Source organism: Bacillus sp. AFS012607 (assembly GCF_002558005.1).
Lineage (GTDB): Bacteria > Bacillota > Bacilli > Bacillales > Bacillaceae_G > Bacillus_A > Bacillus_A thuringiensis_S.
Window position 1 is genome coordinate 1 of record NZ_NTVM01000101.1, and the last position, 1,398, is coordinate 1,398.

Consider the following 1,398-nt stretch of genomic DNA (forward strand, 5'->3'; position numbering starts at 1 on the left):
GTGATCACAACATTAGATGTAATGAGTGATGATCGAAAAGAAGTCGTTGAATCGATTAATAAATCCATGAGTGAACAAAGTGTTCGGCATGATACAGCAAAGGATAATATAGATCGAATTGATGCAAAAAATGAATTTTTAGAGCTGGAAGCTCTCTATACGGATTTGAAACAAGGTGAGGTCATGAAACGTATTCATATCCGTATTTATGTTTCCGCTAGAACATTAGATGAGTTAGAAAAACAAGTAAAAGAGATCATGGAAACATTAGAATCTTATAACTTTCGAGGAGCTGTTTTTTTAAATGAACAAGAGTATGAATGGGATGCACTCGTAACGAGCTTTGATACACAGAAAAATTATGTGAACCGAAGAAAAGGGAAAGAAATTCCGGCAGTCAGTTTGGCTGGTGGGTGTCCGTTTCATTATTCTTATTTGCACGATCCATACGGTACGTATTATGGAACAACGAAAACAAAAGGAAATGTTATTTTTGATATTTTTCATAAAGACGAACAAAGAAAGTTTTATAACGGTGTAATGATTGGAAAGCCTGGTGCTGGAAAATCAACATTACTAAAAAAGAAATCAGTAGACTATGCAAGTAAAGGTCATTTTATTCGTATTTTTGATATTGTAGGGGAATTTGAGGAAACAGTACGTGATCTGAACGGGAAAACAATTGCATTAGATGGTTCACAAGGTCAAATTAACCCACTTCAAGTATATAAGACAGCAGAACTTGAAGAAGTTAGTTTCACTCAACATTTATCTAAATTGACAATTTTTTATCGATTCATTGCGCCAGAAGCAAAAGATGATGAAATTAAAGAATATGAAAATTTACTTCGCAAATTATATATTCGAATGGGATTATGGAATGACGAAAAAGGAGCGAAAAATGAAATTACAACAAGAAAACCAAATGAGTATCCCATTTTCTCAAACTTTTTATCTTTTGTTCGTGATGAATTATATGAGAATGTAAAAAATAGAAAACACCATGAGAATTTAGGAGAAAGCAGAAAACATCGTTTAGAGTTGATTGAATTAAATCTTGTAAATTTAGTAGAAGCATATGCACAATTATTTGATGGTCATTCCACTATTGAAAACTTTAAAAAAGAACAAGTTGTATCGTTTTCCTTACGAAACATTTCAAATTTTAAACCGGAAGTATTCCAAGCGCAAATTTTTAATGTTTTTAATTTAATATGGGATGAAATGATATCCAATGGTGCGCCACAATTAGAGGCATATACTAAACAACAACTTGCTTTTGAAGATGTAATTCGTTATTTCATTATTATTGACGAGGCGCATCATATAATTAACACGAAAAAAGAAAGCGCTCATGCGCTACAATTTTTAACGAAATTTAGCCGAGAAGATCGAAAA

Annotated in this window: 1 protein-coding gene; it reads left to right on the top strand. The window is 32.3% G+C overall.

What is annotated here, in order from left to right; genetic code table 11:
* Positions 1–1,398: VirB4 family type IV secretion system protein (locus tag CN409_RS31020; RefSeq protein ID WP_240518695.1), on the top strand; the 1,398-nt coding region annotated here is incomplete at both ends.